At 69.3% G+C, this 18,479-nt stretch carries 19 protein-coding genes; 13 read left to right on the top strand and 6 right to left on the bottom strand.

Annotated features, from left to right (window positions below; genetic code table 11):
- Nucleotides 1–34: 34 nt before the first annotated feature.
- Together BLR21_RS26085 and BLR21_RS26080 are read right to left on the bottom strand one after the other, a co-directional pair.
- A complete protein-coding gene (locus BLR21_RS26085; RefSeq protein WP_090009240.1) occupies nucleotides 35–1,735 on the bottom strand; it encodes an FtsK/SpoIIIE domain-containing protein in 1,701 nt (566 codons plus the stop codon).
- Complete coding sequence (locus BLR21_RS26080; protein ID WP_090009237.1) at nucleotides 1,732–3,228, bottom strand: type VII secretion protein EccC; 1,497 nt, start codon at nucleotides 3,226–3,228, stop codon at nucleotides 1,732–1,734. The genes BLR21_RS26085 and BLR21_RS26080 overlap by 4 nt, the downstream gene beginning before the upstream one ends.
- Nucleotides 3,229–3,288: 60 nt before the next feature.
- Between BLR21_RS26080 and BLR21_RS26075 the strand changes: the two genes are divergently transcribed.
- Nucleotides 3,289–3,666 (top strand): sterol carrier family protein, encoded by a 378-nt coding sequence (locus BLR21_RS26075; protein WP_090009420.1) that lies wholly within the window; start codon nucleotides 3,289–3,291, stop codon nucleotides 3,664–3,666.
- Here BLR21_RS26075 and BLR21_RS26070 read toward each other — a convergent pair.
- Together BLR21_RS26070 and BLR21_RS26065 are read right to left on the bottom strand one after the other, a co-directional pair.
- Nucleotides 3,663–5,633 (bottom strand): alpha/beta hydrolase, encoded by a 1,971-nt coding sequence (locus BLR21_RS26070; RefSeq protein ID WP_090009234.1) that lies wholly within the window; start codon nucleotides 5,631–5,633, stop codon nucleotides 3,663–3,665. The genes BLR21_RS26075 and BLR21_RS26070 overlap by 4 nt on opposite strands.
- A complete protein-coding gene (locus BLR21_RS26065; RefSeq protein ID WP_090009417.1) occupies nucleotides 5,630–5,953 on the bottom strand; it encodes a type VII secretion target in 324 nt (107 codons plus the stop codon). Before BLR21_RS26065 ends, BLR21_RS26070 begins: the two co-directional genes overlap by 4 nt.
- Before the next feature lie 94 nt (nucleotides 5,954–6,047).
- Here BLR21_RS26065 and BLR21_RS26060 point away from each other — a divergent pair, with 94 nt between their 5' ends.
- From BLR21_RS26060 to arfB, 8 genes are all read left to right on the top strand, one after another.
- Entirely contained in the window at nucleotides 6,048–6,794 is a 747-nt protein-coding gene (locus tag BLR21_RS26060; protein ID WP_256334934.1) for a maleylpyruvate isomerase N-terminal domain-containing protein, read from the top strand.
- Nucleotides 6,794–7,111, top strand: coding sequence for a hypothetical protein (locus tag BLR21_RS26055; protein ID WP_143027876.1), 318 nt, complete (start codon nucleotides 6,794–6,796; stop codon nucleotides 7,109–7,111). Before BLR21_RS26060 ends, BLR21_RS26055 begins: the two co-directional genes overlap by 1 nt.
- The gene (locus tag BLR21_RS26050) at nucleotides 7,111–7,413 is read left to right on the top strand and encodes a hypothetical protein (RefSeq protein ID WP_090009229.1); all 303 of its coding nucleotides are present in this window, start codon (nucleotides 7,111–7,113) and stop codon (nucleotides 7,411–7,413) included. Before BLR21_RS26055 ends, BLR21_RS26050 begins: the two co-directional genes overlap by 1 nt.
- A complete protein-coding gene (locus tag BLR21_RS26045; protein ID WP_090009226.1) occupies nucleotides 7,413–7,775 on the top strand; it encodes a hypothetical protein in 363 nt (120 codons plus the stop codon). The genes BLR21_RS26050 and BLR21_RS26045 overlap by 1 nt, the downstream gene beginning before the upstream one ends.
- 98 nt (nucleotides 7,776–7,873) lie before the next feature.
- Entirely contained in the window at nucleotides 7,874–9,379 is a 1,506-nt protein-coding gene (purF, locus tag BLR21_RS26040; protein WP_090009223.1) for an amidophosphoribosyltransferase, read from the top strand.
- 47 nt (nucleotides 9,380–9,426) lie between these two features.
- On the top strand, nucleotides 9,427–10,488 hold the full coding sequence (purM, locus tag BLR21_RS26035) for a phosphoribosylformylglycinamidine cyclo-ligase (RefSeq protein WP_090009220.1): 1,062 nt from the start codon (nucleotides 9,427–9,429) through the stop codon (nucleotides 10,486–10,488).
- A 54-nt stretch (nucleotides 10,489–10,542) separates the two neighbouring features.
- Complete coding sequence (locus tag BLR21_RS26030; protein WP_090009216.1) at nucleotides 10,543–11,676, top strand: SigE family RNA polymerase sigma factor; 1,134 nt, start codon at nucleotides 10,543–10,545, stop codon at nucleotides 11,674–11,676.
- A 9-nt stretch (nucleotides 11,677–11,685) separates the two neighbouring features.
- Entirely contained in the window at nucleotides 11,686–12,114 is a 429-nt protein-coding gene (gene arfB / locus BLR21_RS26025) for an alternative ribosome rescue aminoacyl-tRNA hydrolase ArfB (RefSeq protein WP_090009213.1), read from the top strand.
- Here the strand turns inward: arfB and BLR21_RS26020 are convergent.
- Nucleotides 12,097–12,768 carry a response regulator gene (locus BLR21_RS26020; protein WP_090009411.1) on the bottom strand — a complete coding sequence of 224 codons (672 nt, stop codon included), beginning with the start codon at nucleotides 12,766–12,768 and terminating at the stop codon, nucleotides 12,097–12,099. The two genes, arfB and BLR21_RS26020, sit on opposite strands and share 18 nt — an antisense overlap.
- A complete protein-coding gene (locus tag BLR21_RS26015) occupies nucleotides 12,765–14,303 on the bottom strand; it encodes an ATP-binding protein (RefSeq protein ID WP_090009210.1) in 1,539 nt (512 codons plus the stop codon). The genes BLR21_RS26020 and BLR21_RS26015 overlap by 4 nt, the downstream gene beginning before the upstream one ends.
- Nucleotides 14,304–14,433: 130 nt before the next feature.
- On the opposite strand from BLR21_RS26015, the gene BLR21_RS26010 reads away from it, so the two are divergent.
- The 4 genes from BLR21_RS26010 to BLR21_RS25995 all read left to right on the top strand — a co-directional run bounded on the left by BLR21_RS26010 (nucleotide 14,434) and on the right by BLR21_RS25995 (nucleotide 18,449).
- The gene (locus BLR21_RS26010) at nucleotides 14,434–15,402 is read left to right on the top strand and encodes a Bug family tripartite tricarboxylate transporter substrate binding protein (protein WP_256334945.1); all 969 of its coding nucleotides are present in this window, start codon (nucleotides 14,434–14,436) and stop codon (nucleotides 15,400–15,402) included.
- The gene (locus BLR21_RS26005; protein WP_090009204.1) at nucleotides 15,399–15,917 is read left to right on the top strand and encodes a tripartite tricarboxylate transporter TctB family protein; all 519 of its coding nucleotides are present in this window, start codon (nucleotides 15,399–15,401) and stop codon (nucleotides 15,915–15,917) included. Before BLR21_RS26010 ends, BLR21_RS26005 begins: the two co-directional genes overlap by 4 nt.
- Complete coding sequence (locus BLR21_RS26000; RefSeq protein ID WP_090009201.1) at nucleotides 15,918–17,429, top strand: tripartite tricarboxylate transporter permease; 1,512 nt, start codon at nucleotides 15,918–15,920, stop codon at nucleotides 17,427–17,429. It abuts the gene before it with no gap.
- Between the two features lie 87 nt (nucleotides 17,430–17,516).
- A complete protein-coding gene (locus BLR21_RS25995) occupies nucleotides 17,517–18,449 on the top strand; it encodes a hypothetical protein (protein ID WP_090009198.1) in 933 nt (310 codons plus the stop codon).
- Nucleotides 18,450–18,479 lie beyond the last annotated feature (30 nt).

Genomic DNA, 18,479 nt, shown 5'->3' with positions numbered 1-18,479 from the left:
GGGAAGAATCTCCCTGCTTCAGCTGGGAGAGATGTCAAGAGCTAGCCATCTGGACCGGCAACGACCACGCCACGTCGTTGAGGTCGGTGGGGAGCACGAACCTCTCCACCGATCTCCCGATCCGCCGCGCCCAGCCCTGTTCGGTGAGCTCCAGCCGGTACGACGAGTGCTCGCTCGGTGTCGCGTCGGACAGCAACAGGTGCTGACCATAGGTGCGCCCCGCCGTCGCCAAGGTCTGCAGGACCTCCCCGAACTCCGGCCGTTCCTCCACGAGCCCGTGCACACCGTCGATGCAGATCAACAGTTCTGGTAGCGCAAGTCCGGCCGCGCGGTAGTCCCAGATGGTCCGGTGCCGACTTTCCGCCAGCGTTCTGGTGCGCAGTTCGTGGTCTTCGAGCAGGTCCACGATGCCGTGCCGCACGTGTGGTGCGCCGTCCAGACCAGCGAACACACCGTTGCCGTGGAAGTCGATGAGGACGACCTGGAGTTCGTCCGGTGAGTGCCGCAGCAGCTGGCCGAGGACCAGCGCACGGATGCCTTCCGCCCGCCGGCCCTCCGGCGCGACCACGTCGCCGTGCGGTCCCATCCCGTCCTGCAGGTGCTTGGACTTCAGGTCGATCTCGACCGGCTGCCCGTACTCGTCCACGCCGACCGCGACCCGGTACTGCAGCTTGACCGGCCGTGGCTTCCACACGTGCTTGTTCGGCATCTCGTGCAGGGTGAAGAAGTCCGGCACCGGCTCTTCCCGGAGCATCAAGCGTGGCAACGACTTCGCCACCTCGCCGAGGTTCGCGGGCGCCTCGCAGTCGTCGATCCGCAGGTCCGCCACCTCGTGCGGGCTGTCGAGCAACAGCTGCACGCCGGACTTCCCGACGTCCTGCGCGATCCTCAGCAGCGCCGCACCGAGCTCGGTCGGTTCGAGTTCGGCGAAACCGTTGACGCAGACCAGGAGTTGCGGCAGCACCTGGTCGAAACCGCGGTGGTCGAAGACCGTCCAGGTGTTGCCGACGACCTCGAGCCGGCGGTCCGACTCGGCCAGGAGTTCCTCGGCGATCCGCGCGGGATCCCCTGCCGCGTCACGGTGATGCGCCAGCACGTGCGGCGCCTGGTCAAGCCCGGCGAACACGTCCGTGTCGTGCGCGTCGATGAAGACCGCCTGGAACAGCTTGGGTGAGTGCGTGGTCATCAACCCCAGCACCAGACTCCGGAACGCCTCCGGCGCGGTGATACTCAGGTGCGATCCCGTCCGCCACTTCCCGTCGGCGAAGTGCGTGAGCTCCGCGACCACCGGCCTGCCGCTCTCGCTGACACCGACCGGGACCTTCCACCACCGTCCCTTCCACGCGAGCGCCTTGGTGAACCGCCCCAACCCGTGCAGCGAGAGGAAGTCCAGCACCTCGACCCGCAACGGCAGCCGCTCCGGCAGCTCGTCCACGGCCCGCGCGGTGATGATCACCCGCACGTTCCACGCCGCCGCCGCGATCCACCGGACGGAGTCGGCGAGCCCCGGATCGCTGTCACTGCAGTACTTCCAGTCGTCGACCAGCAGCGTCGCGCCGGGCTCTGCTCCTCGCTCGAACCACGCCAGCAGGTTCTGCCGCCGCCGTTCGTCACCGGGCTCGAAACTCCGCGCGACCCCGGCCGCCTCGCCTCGTCCGATGCGGTAGATCCCTTGTATGGCGGCGATTCGGCGCGTGACGAGGTCGGGCGGCCCGATGAGGGCGAGGTGGTTCACGGGAGCGCGATCTGTGCGTGGAGGCGGTGGGGCAGGGAGAGGCCGAAGCCGGGCCGGTCCGGCACGCGGGCGGCCTGGCCGGGATCGACGAGCGACGTGGCCGGGTCGTCCAGGCGGAACTCGACGGCGAACGCCAGGCTGTTCCTGATGAACGGCGGCACCTGGTCCCAGGTGCGGGCGGTCACCACGATGTGACGCTGCGGATCGAGCGGCTCGCCGGGACCGTCGAGGAGTTGGTAGCGGCCCGGATCACCGAGCACGCCGGCGAGGGTGCGCAGCGTGGTGCTCTTGCCGGTGCCCGGTTTGCCGACGATGGCGCCGTGGCGGAGTTCCTCGGTGAACGTCGGCACCAGCACGTCACGCCGTTGTTCGAACGGCTTGTCCACCAGGCCGATGGCGCCGGGCGGAAGCATTCCCAGCGTGAGGTCCGCGTGGCTGCTGTGCAGTGGCGGTAGCGCGAGGGCATGGGCGGGCGGCGCGGAGCCGATCAGCATGGGCGGCAGCAGTTCCGCCCACTCCTCCAGGTCGTGCGGCGGCACCGCGGAGGGCCATTCGGGGAGCTGGAACGGCAACGAGGCCGGGAACGCGTCACCGGAGTAGAGCAGGTGGACGCCCAGACCGCGGCCTGCTCGGGTGAGCGACTCCAGGACGCCCTGGAAGCCGGGGTACCGCTCGATCAGCACCTCGGCGCTGTCCACACAGATCAGCAGTGCCGGCAACGGTTCGTGGCCCATGAGCTGCCGCCGCCGGTCGAGCTCCCCGGCGAGCCCCGCCTGGAACCGCTCGAACAACTCGTCGTCGCCTTCGCCGCTGAGTGCGAACGACACATGGGGCGCCGTGTCCAGACCGTCGAAGACGCCGATGTTCTTCATGTCGAACAAGCCGAGGTTCAGGTCCTTCGACGAGTGCGTGATCATGAGGCCCAGCAACGCGGCGAGGAGCCTCTGCTCGCGAACAGCCGCAGGGCCGAGGTAGGTGCCGTTCGGCCCGTCGGCACCGATGTCCAGGTACACCGGCCAGCCGCGGGCGTCCCCGCCGACGGCGGCCCTGAGGTCGTGGCGCTGGTGCTTGTTGCTCAGGTCGGCCTCGATCTCGTGCAGGCCGAGGAAGTCCGTGGCCTCCCCGTGCAGGTGCCGCCGCAGCCGGTCCGGCACGTCCGCCCAGTTCCGCGCCGTCAGGACGACCTGCACTCCTCTGGCAGGTCCGAAGGCGGCGATCCACTCGACGGTGCCGACCAGTTCCGGGTCGTACCCGGCGCACAGCGACCAGTCGTCCACCAGCAGCACCGCACCCGACGGCGCACCGCGCTCGAACCAGTCCAGCAGGGTCCGGCAGCCCGGCTGGTCGGAGGGGTCGAAGGTGGCCGAGACGGGCAACGGGTCCGCGCCCCGCCCGATCCGGTAGGTCGAGATGTTCGGTGCCGCCGCCAGCGCCGCCGTCAGCCGCTCCCTGGTCGCCTGCCCGGGACCGACGACGGCGAAGTTCCTGATCACAGCCCACAGGTATACCAACACCCCCGGGAGCGCCGCTGCCCCTTCGCTAATGTGGGCGGCGTGCCAGCCAAAGCCGTCGACCCAGCCGAGCTGCGAGCCGCCGTGCAGGCCGTGCTCCCGTGGCTGCGAGGTGAGGCTGACCAGCCAGAACGTCCCGCGCTCGCCGCCGCCGTCCGGCTGAGCCTGCGCACCCTCGAACAGATCGCGCCCGGCCGCAGCGTCGAGGTGCGCGTTCCCCCGTTCGCGGCCGTGCAGTGCGTCGAAGGCCCGCGCCACACCCGCGGCACGCCCCCGAACGTCGTCGAGACCGACCCGCGCACATGGCTCGAACTGGCCACCGGCACGCTCGCCTGGACCGACGCGCTGGACGGCGCCCGAGTCACCGCGTCGGGGACCCGGGCCGACCTCTCACCCCTGCTGCCGATCGTGCGTTTCTAGAACCACGACCCGATCGTCTTCACCGCGCCACCGACACCGTCGACAACGTCCCGCCCGAGCTCCACCGCGTTGCCCACCGTGTCGACCACGACGTCGCCGGCATCGCTCGCGACCTCGCCGACGGTGTCCACCGCGTGCCCGGCCGCGTCACCCCAGCGCCCGTTCGAGATGTCGTCCACGACCTGACCACCACCGCGCCAGACGTCCTCGCCCATGTCGACGACCTCCTTGCCGGTGTTGACCCCCCAGTCGATGACCGGCCCGACCCCGGGCAGGTCCGAACCGGGCACCTCACGCGGCGTGGGAGCGTCCTGCCAGCGCTGCTCGGTGACGCTCCCGCCGTCGCCGTTCGCGATCTTGGCGAGATTGTTGAGCGACTCGGAGTCCTTGTCGTAGTAGGACGAGTGTGCGTGCCCGATCCACGACTCGCCGGACGTGCCGAACGTCTTTGCGCCGAACGAGGAGTCGTAAGGACCGGTCGACGACCCGTCCTTGGTGAACCAGTCACCACTCGTCGCCTGGATGACCGGATCGTGTTCTGTGCCACCGACGTAGACGTGCCCGCCACCAGCCGACAGCTGGTCCACATTGGACGCGCCGACGCCTGGCGAGCCGACGAACACGATGTCGTCCGCTTTCAGTCCGTTGTCCATGGCGGAATAGCCGACGACCGTGCTGCCGTAACTGTGGCCGATCACCGTGACGTGGGCGTTCGGGTTGGTGGTGCGGTAGCCCTCGACGTCCTTCGCCAGGATCTGACCGCCCTCGATCGCCTGCGCGGGGTCGTTCACCTGACCGGGCAGGAATTCCGGCGCGTCGTAGCCGAGCCACTGGATCGCCGCGCCGTCCGGGCCCATCTTCGCGCTGAGGTTCGAGGCCTGGTCCAGGCCGAAGCTGCTGAGGGTGGACGTGGTGCCGGGCACGCACACCGCGACGTTCTTCGCGGTGTCCGGGTTGCCGAACGCGACGGCGATCGCACCTTCCTTGGCGCCGGCACCGTCAGGGCTCCAGGCCAGGATGTACGCCGGTTTGCCGGTCTCCTGAGCCAGTTTGTCGGCCTCCCGCAGCGAGCCGTTCGCATCCTCCGAGTTCTTCGCGCGTCGTGCCGCTTCGTCGTACTGCGACATCAGCTGCGAGCCTTGGGCGTCGTTGCGCAGAGCGCGCTGACCCTCGGACGAGTTCGGATCGACGCCGAGTTCGCGAGCACGGTCGGCGAGTTGCTGCTTGAGCTGGTCCTTCTCCGCGTTGAACCGGGCCACGTCCTCTGGGATCCGCTTGCGGTTCGCGGCGTCCAGCACGTCGGCGGGAAGCCCGCGGAGCTGACCGAGCTCCTGATACTTGGTGTTCTTGAGCGCTTCCTGCTGCTCCTTGCTGAGCGACTTCCACCAGTCGGCGACGGCCTTAGGGTCGGAGCCCGGCGGCGGCACCGGCGGCAGGGCACCGCCCGCGCCACCGCGCTGGGCCGCGCGGTCCCAGCCGCAGTCCGTGCGTGCGGACTCCTCGAAGCCCGGCGGAATCTTGGTGAGCGCGCTCGCGTATGAGCGCAAGACGTCGTTGTAGCCCGACTTCACCTTGTTCAGGTGCTCGTTGACCTGGCTGGCGAGCGTCCGGGTCTGCTCCTCGTCCATGCCGGGCGGACGGCCGCGCCACACGCCGATCGCCTGGTCCGCGGCACCGCGCATCTGGCCGTAGGCACGCGAGGCGGCCTGCACGATGTCGACACCCGCGCCGAGCCGTTCGGCAGCGGCCTTGGCGGCGGTGGCGGACAGCTGGGCGCGGGCGGTGAACTTCGTGGCCGCGTCACCGGTCCAGTTGCTGACGGCGGTCTTGCCACCGTTGGCGACGGACTCTCCAGCGCGACCGACCGCGCTGATCGCACCGGTGATCGGATCGGCGGCGGCGGCGATCCGGCCGACATCGCCTGATGCGAGCCTGCCGTACAGGCTCTCGGGATCCGGGTAGCTCACTTGCCTCCCCCAAATCCCTGCAGGAGCTTCTTCAACGCCGTCGCATGATCGTCATCGGTGCGCTGGTAGGCCTCGGCGTTCGACACGAGACCCTCTGCCGCGTCGGTGAACCAGGAGGAACCGCGCCGCAGGTCCTGGGAGTGCGTGCCGACGAACTTCGACAGCGCCTCCGCGAACTCCGCGGCGGCGTCGACCTCCCCGAACGCGCCCGCGTCGAGCTGGAGCATCGAGATCATCTCCGCTGCCTCGCGCACCGCGTCGGAGCCGTTGCCGAACTCCTTGGACGCGGTGCGCAGCACCTCTGGCTCAACGCCGAACATCGCCACCCCCTGTTGGTCACCGATCACTGCGACGCAGATACATGATGGCCGGTTCCCCACTCGCCGGTGGACGGTTTCGGCCATGATGTCGTTCATGGTGCAGACAGGGTGGACGGCCCAGCGATGGACCGCTGTGTTCATCGAGCAGGCCGAGATGTTCCGCAAGGCAGTGGCAGACGCGGACCCGGCCGCCGAGGTGCCGACGCGCCCCGGCTGGACCGTCCAGGACCTGGTGATCCACCTCGCGCGCTTCCTGGAGACCTCCACCGAGTACCTGCGCACCGGCAGCCGCACCGCGATGCGGCCGTCGCCCCCGCCTGCCGGGCTGTCGCCGCTTCAGTACCTCGACCTGCAGCTGTCCGCCGCCACGGAGATCCTGACGGCCGTGCCGGGAAACCGCCCGGTGTGGACGTTCTCACCGGCCGCGCCCGACCTGGCGTGGGTGTGGCACCGCCGGATCGCGCATGAGACGGTGCTGCGCCGGTTCGACGCGCAGACGGTCGTCCGCCAGGTCGTGGCCACGGACGCCGACCTCTGCGCCGATGGCATCGACGAGGTGCTGAGCACGATCGTCGCGGCCAATCTCGATGGCGACGTGCCGAGCGAGGTGTCCGGCGCGGCTTTGGTGCGGCCGACCGACGTACCGGAGTCGTGGCTGATCTCGCTGACGGCGGGTGAAGTGCCCGAACTCCGCGCTGCGGCACCAGGTGAAGAGGGTGACGCACAGGTGACCGGTGAGGCCGAGGTCGTCTACTTCTGGCTCTGGAACCGCATGAACCTCAAGGAGATGACCGGCGATCGCCGAGTGCTGGACGTTCTCCAGGTCGGACGGGGGCACTGATGCGCAAGCTTGCCGCAGTGCTACTCGGTTGCCTGTTGCTCACTGGATGTGCGGCGAACTGGCAACAGGAGCTTCGATACAAGATCCTCTCGGTGGTCGCCGAAACCTTGACCGAGTACTTCGATCTCGAGCTGGTGGGCGACGCGCCCAAGGGTTCGTTGGAACCCGGCAAGTTGAAGCGCCAACTCATGCAGACGTCCCTGATCGAAGGTGCTGAAGTCGGCGAAGAGGTTCTCTGCAAGGTCGAGCAGGAGAAGGGCAACGCGTTCGGGAACTCGAACGTCGTGACACACCTGACCGGCTGCAGGAAGGCATGATGCGCAAGACCATCGTGGTGTTTTCCGGTTGTCTCGCGTTGACGGCTTGTGGCGACGGCAGGTTCGAGGGCGACGTCAGGTTCAAGGTCACCGAGGCCGACTCCTTGGGCTATGAACTCGTCCTGGCGCAGGAGCAGCCCGTCGACATGGTCAGCGACTGGTACTCGGGACGTGTCAACGTCAATGACTTCGTCGAGCCCGTCTCGGTCGGCGACGAGGTGATCTGCCACATCGTGCAGCAACGGGTCCAGGAGAAGGGCATCGCGACCCGCAGGACGGCCTCGAACTGCAAGAAGGCCTGATGCGCAAGATCATCGCGGCGATCGCCGCCTGCCTAGTGCTGTCCGGCTGCGGCCTCGGCCGCTGGGAAGGCGAGATCCGCTTCAAGGTCACCAGCATCAACACCTGCTACGACGGCTACAGCGACGTAATCTGCGCCACCCGCGTCTACCTCGACCTGGTGGGCGACCTGCCCGGCGGCGCACCCGGCAAGAGCTCCTTCAAGGGTGCCTTCGCGGAGCCGGACGACTTCGCGGACGGGTCGAAGGTGCGCGACGAGGTGGCGGTGGGCGACGAGATCGTCTGCGTGGGCCAGGAACAGTCCGAGGGCTTCGAGTACCTCAACGGCATCCCGCTGCAGCTCTCGAAGTGCCGGATGGCATGAGTTTCATCACCTCACCAGGGGTCTGGAGGGGGTAGTTGGCCCCCTGCTCCACATACACTCGGGTTGCAGCCAGCCCCATTCGTGAGGGAGCCAATTCGGTGGTCGACGACCATTCCCAGTCCGAACAGGACCCCCGTGAGGAGTGCGGCGTCTTCGGCGTCTGGGCTCCGGGTGAAGACGTCTCCAAGATGACCTACTACGGGCTCTACGCCCTGCAGCACCGCGGCCAGGAGGCCGCGGGCATCTCGGTCGGAGACGGGGCGCAGGTCGTCGTCTTCAAGGACCTCGGGCTCGTCAGCCAGGTGTTCGACGAGCAGGTCCTGCAGAGCCTCAAGGGCCACGTGGCCGTCGGGCACTGCCGTTACTCCACCACCGGGTCCACGACCTGGGAGAACGCGCAGCCCACGTTCCGCACCACCGCCGCCGGTTCGGGGCTGAGCCTCGGTCACAACGGCAACCTGGTGAACACCGCCGAGCTGCTGGAGAAGGCCAAGAGCCTCGGCATCGTCGAGCGCAACGGCGCCACCACCGACTCGGACATCCTCTGCGGCCTGCTCGCCCACGCGGCGGCCGACAAGGGCATCGAGCAGGCGGCGCTGGAGCTGCTGCCGACGGTCAAGGGCGCGTACTGCCTCACGTTCTCCGACGAGTCCACCCTCTACGCGGCGCGTGACCCGCACGGTGTCCGTCCGCTGGTCCTGGGCCGGTTGGAACGCGGCTGGGTCGTGGCGAGCGAGACCGCGGCGCTCGACATCGTCGGCGCGAGCTTCGTGCGCGAGGTCGAGCCCGGTGAGCTGATCGCGATCGACGGCGACGGGCTGCGGTCCACCCGCTTCGCGACCCCCGAGCCCAAGGGCTGCATCTTCGAGTACGTCTACCTGGCGCGGCCGGACACGACGATCTCCGGGCGCGGCGTCCACGCGACGCGCGTCGAGATCGGCCGCCGCCTCGCCAAGGAGCACCCGGTCGAGGCCGACCTGGTGATCCCGGTACCGGAGTCCGGCACGCCCGCCGCCATCGGCTACGCGCAGGCCAGCGGCATCCCGTACGGGTCGGGCCTGGTCAAGAACGCCTACGTCGGCCGGACGTTCATCCAGCCGTCGCAGACGATCCGCCAGCTCGGCATCCGGCTGAAGCTGAACCCGCTGCGCGACGTCATCCGCGGCAAGCGCCTGGTCGTCGTGGACGACTCGATCGTGCGGGGCAACACCCAGCGCGCGCTCGTGCGCATGCTGCGTGAGGCCGGTGCGCTCGAGGTGCACGTGCGGATCGCGTCGCCGCCCGTCAAGTGGCCGTGCTTCTACGGCATCGACTTCGCCTCGCGGGCGGAGCTCATCGCGAACGGCCTGGACGACGACGGCATCCGCCGCTCGGTCGGCGCCGACTCGCTCGGCTACGTGTCGCTGGAGCAGCTCGTCGCGGCAACGGAACAGCCCAAGTCGCGGCTGTGCTCGGCGTGCTTCGACGGCGAGTACCCGATCGAACTGCCGCAGGACGCGCTCATCGGCAAGCACCTGCTCGAGGGGCTCAAGGGCGTGTCGGGCTCGGCCGCTCCCGTTCTGGCGAGCGGCTATGGTGCCGAAGACGCACTCCGCCGACCGTAATTTTGGGTACGTCCCCTGCGACCCAGATCCAAGTGGAAGAAGTTGACGTGACCGACAGCGCCAAGGCCACCTACGCCGCCGCCGGAGTCAGTATCGCCGCAGGTGACGAGGCGGTGGAGAAGCTCAAGCCGTGGGCGGCCAAGGCGCACCGGCCCGAGGTGCTCGGTGGCATCGGTGGCTTCGCCGGCCTGTTCCAGCTGAAGCTCGACCGCTGGAAGGAGCCGATCCTCGCGTCCTCCACGGACGGCGTCGGCACCAAGATCGCGATCGCGCAGGCGCTCGACAAGCACGACACCGTCGGCATCGACCTGGTCGCCATGATCGTGGACGACCTGGTCGTGTGCGGCGCCGAGCCGTTGTTCGTGCAGGACTACATCGCGGTCGGCAAGGTCGTCCCGGACAGGATCGCGGCGCTGGTCAAGGGCATCGCCGAAGGCTGTGTCCAGGCCGGTTGCGCGCTGCTCGGCGGCGAGACCGCGGAGCACCCCGGCCTGATGGGCGACGACGACTACGACATCTCCGGCACCGGCGTCGGCGTGGTCGAGCACTCCAAGCTGCTCGGCCCCGACCGCGTCCGCGACGGCGACGTCGTGATCGCGATGGGCTCGTCCGGCCTGCACTCCAACGGCTACTCGCTCGCCCGGCACGTGCTGCTGGAGATCGCGCGGATGCCGCTGGAGGGCCACGTCGAGGAGTTCGGCCGCACCCTCGGTGAGGAGATGCTGGAGCCGACCAAGATCTACGCCAAGGACTGCCTGGCGCTGATCGCCGAGACCGAGGTCCGCGGGTTCTCCCACGTCACCGGTGGCGGCCTGGCCGCGAACCTGGCCCGCGTGCTGCCGGAAGGCCTGCACGCGACGCTCGACCGAGGCACCTGGACGCCCGCGCCGGTGTTCCAGCTCATCGCCCAGCGCGGCCGCGTGGAGCGCGAGGAGATGGAGAAGGCGTTCAACATGGGCGTCGGCATGGTCGCCGTCGTCGCGCCCGAGGACGTCGACCGCGCGCTGGCCGTGCTCACCGCCCGCCACGTGCCGGCGTGGGTGCTCGGCGAGATCACCAAGTCCGAGCAGGGCGGCGCCGTGCTCGTCGGCGACCACCCGCGGTTCTGAGGCAACCTCCTGAACCGGTCGCCGCGTACTAAGCGGCGACCGAGGAGGGGGCACTTGGACCGCGACCGCGAGTTCGGGGAGTTCGTCGACGCCCGTGCGCTGGTCATGCGCCGCACGGCCTATCTGCTGTGCGGCGACTGGCACCGCGCGGAGGACATCGTCCAGACCGCGCTGATCAAGATGTACGTGGCCTGGTCGCGCGTGCGCAAGGACAGCGTCGACGCCTACGCCCGCAAGGTGCTCGTGCGCACCGCCATCGACGAGACCCGGCGCGGGTTCTTCCAGCGCGAACGCATCGTCGACGCCGTGCCGGAGAGCGCCGTCACGGACGCGACCTCAGACCTCGACCTGCGCAGGGCGCTCGGCGCGTTGCCGCCGGGGCAACGCGCCGTCGTCGTGCTGCGGTACTGGGAGGACCTGAGCATCACCGAGACCGCCCGCATCCTCGGCAGGACGGAGGGCACGGTGAAGAGTCAGGCCGCCAAGGGCCTCGCCGCGTTGCGCGACCTGCTGGAGAACGAGCCGGTGTCGCGGATCCACGCCTCGGAGGTGATCCGCAAGGGCAGGACCAGGCTGGTGCGCAGGCGTTCGGCGATCGCGGGAGCCATGGCGATCGTGGTGCTGGCGGGGTTCGGCACGACCGCCTACCTGGCGTCGCCGCAGAAGGCCACCGGCAACCAGGTGAGCGAGGCCGCCCCTGTTCTCGACCAGAACACCCGGCTCACCCAGATCCTGCGCAACGCGAACATCCTCCCGGAGGGCGTGACCGCCGAGGACGTCGGCGAGGCAAAGGCGCTGACCTTCTACTCGAAGGACGGCACCCGGTACGCCGTGGCGAGGCTGACCGACGCACTCGGCTCGGGCGGGCTCACGATCGTCCTCTCCCGTGCGGCCGGCCAGGAGCACTCCTGCGACCAGGTGCAGGGCAACGACTGCCGGGTCGAGTACGTGAACGGCATCAGGGTGCTGACCTACTTCGACCGCAGCCAGAGCGACGGTGCCACGGCCTGGGTGGCGTCGGCGACCCGGCCCGACGGCACGGCCGTTCTCATCCAGAGCGACCCGTTCGGTGTCTTCCGCGGCGACCCCTACCGGCCCGACACCAGCGCACCGGTCGCGCGGCCGGAACCGGTCCTCGGGCGGGACGCGCTGATAAAGATCGCGACACTGCCCGGCCTGACCTTCTAACCTGGAGGCATGAACGACGTGACCGTGACGAGGACGCTGGTGCTGCCGGCGTCCGAGCTGCGCGAACGTTTTTCCAGGTCAGGTGGGCCGGGCGGGCAGGGAGTGAACACGGCGGACAGCCGTGTGGAGCTCTCGTTCGACCTGGCTGCCTCGCCGTCGATCCCGGATCACCTCAAGGCCAGGATGCTCGACCGGCTGGCGGGCAGGCTGGTCGACGGCGTGCTGACGATCGCCGCGTCCGAGCACCGCGCGCAGTTGCAGAACCGTGCCGCCGCCCGCGAACGCCTCGCGGCGATCCTGCGCGCGGCCGCCGCGCCACCGCCTCCGGTGCGCAGGGCGACCAAGCCCACCAGGGGTTCGCAGGAACGCCGCATCGCCTCGAAGAAGCGCCGCGCGGACACGAAACGCGGCCGCGGCCGGTCAGGCTCCTGGGACTAGCGCGTAGATCCGTTCGGGCCGGCCGGTGCCGCCGTACCGCAACCGGACCTCGGCCCGTCCCATCGACACGAAGTGCTCCAGGTACCGGCGCGCGCTGACCCTCGCGACGCCCGTGGACGAGGCGCACTCCGACGCCGACAGCCCTTCCGGGTGTGAGCGCAGCGCGTTCTCCACGAGCCGCGCGGTCTCCGGCGTCAACCCCTTGGGCAGCAACGGTTTCGAGGTCGGCCGTGCGCCGAACACCTGGTCGACGTCCGCCTGCCCGGCCGAGTCGAGCCGGTGCAGCTTCTCCCGCAACGACGCGAAGTGCGCGAGCTGGTCGCGCAGGGCCGAGTAGTCGAACGGCTTGATCAGGTAGTGCAGCACGCCACCGCGCATCGCGCTGCGCACGGTCTCGACGTCGGTTGCCGCCGTGATCACGATGACGTCCACGTCCTCGTTGGCGCGCAACGACTTCAGCACCTCCAGACCGTTCACGTCCGGCAGGTAGACGTCGAGCAGCACGAGATCGGGCTTCAACTCCCGCACCAACCGCAGCGCGTCCCCGCCGGTGTGCGCGACCCCGACGACCTCGAACCCGCCGGTGCGCGCGACGTAGCCGCTGTGCACCTTGGCCACCATGAAGTCGTCGTCGACGACCAGCACCCGGATCACCAGGGCAGCCTTGCCGTGAAGACCGAACCGGACACGCTCACCGAACCGCCGCGCCGCAGGCACGCCCGCCTGATCAGCGCGAGCCCGATGCCGCGTTCGCCGTGCGATGCCGCCTTCGTCGTGAACCCGTGCCGGAACACCTCGTCCGCGAGTTCCGGCGCCACGCCGGGACCGGAGTCGCGCACCACGACCTGGACCTCTTCGTCCAACTGCGTCACACCTACCTCGATCCACTTTCCCGCGCCGTTCGTGTCCAGCGAACCCAGCGCGTCCAACGCGTTGTCGACGAGATTTCCCAGCACCATCACCAGGTCCGCCGACAGCGCCTCGTCGACCCTGCCCAGCACGCTGTCCGGGCCCATCCGCAGCGCCGTGCCGCGTTCGGCCGCGAGCGACGCCTTCGCGATCAGCAGCGCGGCCACGGCGGGGTCGCCGATCGACGAGCCGACCTCGGCCCGCCACTGGTCCTGCGCCGAGCTGATCTGGTGAATGTAGTTGGTGACCTCGTCGTACTCCTTCAGAGCGATCAGCCCGGCGATGGTGTGCAGCCGGTTCGCGAACTCGTGCGCCTGCGCCCGCAGCGTGTCCGTCGCGTGCTGTGAGGCGTCGAGTTCGTGTTGCAGCGCAAGGAGTTCCGTGCGATCTCGCAACGTCACGACGGCGCCGTCGCCGCCCTCGATCGGCATGCGGTTCAACGTCAGCACGACACCCTGCCGCAGCACCAGCTGGTCGACGCCGGTCGCCCGGCCGGTCAGCACGTCGCGCAGCCGGTCGTTCAGCTCCAGCTCCTCGACCGAACGCCCGACCGCGTCCTCCGGCAACACCAGCAGGTCGCTCGCGTGGTCGTTGACCAGCGTGATCCGGTGCTGCCCGTCGAGGCCGACGACGCCCTCGCGGATGCCGTGCAGCAACGCCTCGCGGTTCTCGACCAGCGCGGTGATCTCGTGCGGCTCCAGCCCGAGCGTCTGGTTCTTCACCCGGCGGGCCAGCAGCAACGACCCGGTGACACCGATGATCAGCGCGATCGCGAGGTAGCGCAGCACGTCGACGGGCTGTTCCAGCGCACCGGCGAAGATGCCGGGATCCTCCGCGCCGGCGATCACCATGCCGTTGACCTGGCGGCTCGTCGGGTCGAACACCGGCACGTGCGCCTCGATGGAGTCGCCGGCCGTCCCGGTCCAGGACCTGCCCTCCAGCGCGGTGCTGCGGGTGTCCAAAGTGGTCCCGATCTGGGCCGGGTCCGGCGACGCGATCACGAGCCGCTTCTCGTTGAGGATCAGCACGTAGGAGGCGCCGGACAGGCTGCGCGCGGTCTCGGCGGGCGCGGACAGCAGGCGCCAGTTGCCCATCTGCTCCTGGACCAGCGAGTTCGCCGCGACCGTCTCGGCGACGGACAGCATCCGGCGTTCCTCGTTGGAGCGAAAGTTGTTGCCCGTCTGGACGACTGTCAGCGCGCCCACCGCGCCCAGTAGCAGCGTGACGACTACGAGTTGCCATGCGAGGAGCTGACTGGCCAGGGAACGGCGGCGACGCATGAGACCTCCCGTGACCAGAAAGACCGAAAGAAACCTTAGAAGCGCAAGAGCGACATCAAGGTTTACACCAGAGCAACATGTCCAACCACGCGGACGAGAGGCGGGGATCACAGTGTCGGTGAAGGTGTGGGTGGCGGTGGCGGCGGCGTTGCTCGCCGTCCTGCTCGTGCCACCGCTGCTGACGCCGGGTGCGGACAGCGGCGATGGCAGTCAGGTGCGGGCGCTGCGGGTGCTGGTGCCGAACGCGCCGGGCGGCGGTTACGACATCACGGCGCGCACGGCGGCGAAGGCCATGGAGGACGCTGACCTGCTGCGCAACGCCGAGGTGTTCAACCTCCCCGGCGCCGGCGGCACGGTCGGACTCGGCCGCACGGTCGGTGAGCGCGGCAACGGCAAGCTGATCATGTCGATGGGCCTGGGCGTCGTGGGCGCGGTGTACACGAACAAGTCGCCGAACTCGCTGCTCGACACCACCCCGATCGCGAAGCTGATCGAGGAACCGGACATCGTCGTGGTCGCGAAGGACTCGCCGTACACGTCGATGCAACAACTCGTCGACGCCTGGAAGGCCAACCCCGGCACCGTGACCGTCGGCGGCGGCTCGGCTCCCGGCGGTCCCGACCACCTGGCGCCGATGCTGATCGCCAAGGCCGTGGGCCTGCCGCCCAAGACCGTCAACTACATCCCGTTCGACGGCGGTGGCGAGCTGCTGGCGTCGGTGCTCGGCGGCAAGGTCGCGTTCGGCGTCTCCGGCGTCGGCGAGTACCGCGACCAGATCCAGGCCGGCACGCTGCGGGTGCTCGCGGTGACGAGCAAGAACCGCATCGAGGGCATCGACGCGCCGACGTTGCGGCAGTCCGGTGTGGACGTCGAGTTCACCAACTGGCGCGGCATCGTCGCTCCTCCCGGCATCTCGCCGACCGACGAGGCGAAGCTGGTCGAGGTGTTCCAGAACCTCCAGAAGACGCCGCAGTGGAAGGAAGCCCTGCAGCGCAACGGCTGGACGGACGCCTTCGCACCGGGAGACGAGTTCAGGACCTTCCTGGAAAACGAGAACAAGCGGGTGGCAACGGTGCTCAAGGACTTGGGGCTGGCATGACGACCGTGACGAAACCGGAGCGCAGGAGCTGGCTCCGCGACCACTCCGAGCTGGGCATCTGCGCCCTGCTGGTCGTGCTCGGCGTGCTGGTGCTCACCGACGCGCTGCGCATCCCCACCGACTTCGCCCAGCGCGGCCCGGTCGGCCCCAAGGCCGTGCCGATCCTGGTCGGCTCGCTGCTGCTGCTCGTCGCCGCGCTGCTGGCCCGCGACGTGCTGCGCGGCGGCAGGGGCGAGGCGGAGGCAGGCGAGGACGTCGACCTGTCCGCACCCGCCGACTGGCGCACGGTTCTGCTGCTGTGCGGGGCTTTCCTCGCGAACGCCGTGCTGATCGGCGTGGTCGGGTTCCCGATCTCCGGCGCGATCCTGTTCTGGGGCGCGGCCTACGCCCTGGGCAGCCGCAACCCGGTGCGCGACCCGTTGCTCGCGGCCGGTCTGTCGATCTTCACCTTCGTGGTGTTCAACAACCTGCTCGGCGTCCCCCTGCCCGGTGGCCCGTTGATGGAGGTGTTCTAGGTGGAACAACTGCTCGACGGCTTCGCGACCGCGCTGACGCCGACACACCTGCTGCTCGCCGCGATCGGCGTGCTCCTGGGCACCGCGATCGGTGTCCTGCCGGGCATCGGCCCGGCCATGGCGGTGGCCCTGCTGCTGCCCGTCACCTACGGCATGGAGCCGACCGGCGCGTTCATCATGTTCGCGGGCATCTACTACGGCGGCATGTTCGGCGGTTCGACCACGTCGATCCTGCTGAACACGCCGGGTGAGAGCGCCGCGGTCGTGGCCGCCTTCGAAGGCAATCCCATGGCCCGCAAGGGACGTGGTGCGCAAGCGCTTGCCGCCGCTGCCATCGGTCACTTCACCGGCGGCATCATCGGCACGATCCTGATCGTCCTGCTGGCACCGTTCGTCGCCAAGCACGCCGTCGACATCGGTGCGCCCGACCTGTTCGCCGTGATGGTGCTGGCGTTCATCGCCGTCACCTCGGTGCTCGGCGCGTCCCGCATCCGCGGCTTCGCCTCGCTGCTCATCGGCCTGACGATCGGCCTGGTCGGCCTCGACGAGATGACCGGCCAGCAGCGCCTCACGTTCGGCTCGCTGCACCTCGCCGACGGCATCGACATCGTCGTGGTCGCGGTGGCGCTGTTCGCGGTCGGCGAGGCCCTGTGGGTCGCCGCCCACCTGCGCCGCAAGCCGTTCGAACCGATCCCGGTCGGCCGTCCGTGGCTGTCTCGCGCCGACCTGAAGCGCACCTGGAAGCCGTGGCTGCGCGGCCCGGTGATCGGGTTCCCGTTCGGCGCGATCCCGGCCGGCGGCGCGGAGATCCCGACGTTCCTGTCGTACGTGACGGAGAAGCGGCTCTCCAAGCACAAGGACGAGTTCGGCAAGGGCGCCATCGAAGGCGTGGCGGGCCCGGAGTCCACGGCCTCCGCCTCCGCGGCGGGCACCCTGGTCACGATGCTGACGCTGGGCCTGCCGACCACGGCGGTCGCGGCCGTCATGCTCGCGGCGTTCCAGCAGTACGGCATCCAGCCCGGCCCGTTGCTGTTCCAGCGCGAGTCCGGCCTGGTGTGGGCGCTGATCGCGTCGCTGTTCATCGGCCTGACACTGCTGCTGGTGCTGAACCTGCCGCTGGCGCCGCTGTGGGCGAAGCTGCTGCGCATCCCGCGGCCGTACCTCTACGCGGGCATCCTGTTCTTCGCCTCGGTCGGTGCCTACGCGGTCAACGCGGACATCTTCGACCTGCTGCTGATGTTCGTGATCGGCCTGCTGGGCTTCGGCATGCGCCGCTACGGCCTGCCGGTGCTGCCCGCGATCATCGGCGTGATCCTCGGCCCGGCCGCGGAACAGCAGATGCGCCGCTCGTTGCAGCTCTCGGACGGCTCGCTGACCGGTCTGGTCAACAGCCCGATGGCGATCATCGTCTACGTGGTCATCGTCCTGATCCTGTTCTTCCCGCTGATCAAGCGCTTCCTGCCGAAGCCTCCCGCCGCGGCGGAACCGGAACGCGAGAAGGTCGACGCCTAAAAGATCTTCGAAGTTTTCGGGGAGAACTGCTCCGGCCCGTGCACGTACCTCTCGCAAGGCCCACCGCCTTCGGGAAGGAAGTGCACGATGAGGAACCTTCTCCTCCTGGTCCTGACCATGATCGGCCTGGCAGCGGGTGTGCAGAGCGCACCCGCTGCCGCTCCCGCACCGATGACGCCGTGGTCGCGGTGCCAGAACGGTCAACCCGCCACCTACACCGCGACCAAGTGGGTGCACGGGTCGACGTACCTGACGGCCGCACCCCTCGCGTTGCAGGCGGGTGACGTCATCCACCTCAGCGCCACCGGCACGATCAACACCGGCGGCTGGTCCGGCAGCCACGGCCCAGCCGGTTCGAACACCATCACCTGGGGTGGCAACTGGCCGCATCAGGGCGGCCGGGCGTACTCGCTCTACGGGCGCTTCGCCGGCAACGGCGTCAAGTTCCTCGCCGCCAACACGGGCTGCATGGATCCGGCCGGGTACCACTCCGGTGGCAACGACCGCATCGACCTCGGCATCAACGACGAGAACCTGTCCGACAACACCGGCGGCTTCACCGTCACCATGCGGGTCTATCGCAACCTCGTGCAGGACGGCGGTTTCGAACGGCAGCCGAACCGCGGGGTCTCCGCACCGTGGCACGCCGAGGGGCCGGACCACAAGGGCGTCGACATTCGTCTCGGCTATGCCAACTCCGGTGGTAACAACGCGTTCATCCGCACCGGTTCGCGCAACTGGAACGCCGTCACGCAGTACGTTCCGCTGCGCCCGCACGCCTCCTACCGGATGCGCGTCTTCCTCCGCACCTCGCCGGTGTTCGGCGCGGGCTACCTCGGCGTGCGCGGCGCCTCCACCGGCCTGGTGGAACGGCCGTACGGAGTCGTGAACGGCTACCAGGAGCACACCATCGACTTCACCACCGGCGCGAACGGCGCGGTGACGGTCTTCCTCGGCTACTGGGCTCCCGGCTCGGACTCATGGGTCCAAATGGATGATTTCGCGATCTATCCGGCCTGATCAGAGCGTTGCGTCCTGGGTCACCCGGCC

The organism is Lentzea albidocapillata subsp. violacea, from assembly GCF_900100275.1.
Lineage (GTDB): Bacteria > Actinomycetota > Actinomycetes > Mycobacteriales > Pseudonocardiaceae > Lentzea > Lentzea violacea.
Note: the sequence above shows the minus strand (reverse complement) of the source record. Positions and strands in the feature narration are given on the sequence as shown.

Bases quoted from the DNA above. Each gene is read 5' to 3' on its own strand.
- BLR21_RS25995 (WP_090009198.1), top strand. From the start codon at position 17,517: ATGAGGAACCTTCTCCTCCTGGTCCTGACCATGATCGGCCTGGCAGCG.
- BLR21_RS26005 (WP_090009204.1), top strand. From the start codon at position 15,399: ATGACGACCGTGACGAAACCGGAGCGCAGGAGCTGGCTCCGCGACCAC.
- BLR21_RS26065 (WP_090009417.1), bottom strand. From the start codon at position 5,953: ATGTTCGGCGTTGAGCCAGAGGTGCTGCGCACCGCGTCCAAGGAGTTC.
- BLR21_RS26055 (WP_143027876.1), top strand. From the start codon at position 6,794: ATGCGCAAGCTTGCCGCAGTGCTACTCGGTTGCCTGTTGCTCACTGGA.
- BLR21_RS26060 (WP_256334934.1), top strand. From the start codon at position 6,048: ATGGTGCAGACAGGGTGGACGGCCCAGCGATGGACCGCTGTGTTCATC.
- BLR21_RS26045 (WP_090009226.1), top strand. From the start codon at position 7,413: ATGCGCAAGATCATCGCGGCGATCGCCGCCTGCCTAGTGCTGTCCGGC.
- arfB (WP_090009213.1), top strand. From the start codon at position 11,686: ATGAACGACGTGACCGTGACGAGGACGCTGGTGCTGCCGGCGTCCGAG.
- BLR21_RS26015 (WP_090009210.1), bottom strand. From the start codon at position 14,303: ATGCGTCGCCGCCGTTCCCTGGCCAGTCAGCTCCTCGCATGGCAACTC.
- BLR21_RS26050 (WP_090009229.1), top strand. From the start codon at position 7,111: ATGCGCAAGACCATCGTGGTGTTTTCCGGTTGTCTCGCGTTGACGGCT.